Origin of the sequence: Achromobacter sp. GbtcB20 (assembly GCF_019091095.1) — a bacterium.
GTDB classification, from domain to species: domain Bacteria; phylum Pseudomonadota; class Gammaproteobacteria; order Burkholderiales; family Burkholderiaceae_B; genus Achromobacter; species Achromobacter mucicolens.
This window is the reverse complement of record NZ_JAGXJZ010000486.1, coordinates 1-279: the sequence shown is the minus strand read 5'-3', so window position 1 is coordinate 279 and position 279 is coordinate 1. Positions and strand designations below refer to the sequence as shown.

The 279-nt window shown below is 65.2% G+C and carries 1 protein-coding gene; it reads right to left on the bottom strand.

All coding sequences use genetic code 11. The annotated features are described in order from the left end of the window. Positions 1-279, bottom strand: a 279-nt coding sequence (locus KVT32_RS29875; protein WP_254637083.1) for a DNA topoisomerase, incomplete at both ends; no start/stop codon positions are given.

Below are 279 nucleotides of genomic sequence, written 5' to 3'. Positions count from 1 at the left end.
AGCAGGCTGTCGAGAACGGTGGGCACTTCGGCAAACATGCTCTCGGGCAGGTAGCCGGAGTCCGAGCGGGGGTACGTCGTGGCCTTGTGCGTCTCGTACAGGGCTTGGGCAATCTCCAAGGTTTCCTGCACGTCCAGCCCAAGCTGCTTGGAACACACTTCCTGCAAGGTGCCCAGGTCGAACGGCAGCGGCGGGCCTTCGCGGACACGCTCAGTCTCCACCGGCACGACGTGGGCACTGCCCGCTGCGCGGATCTGCTGCATGGTCTGCTGTGCGACC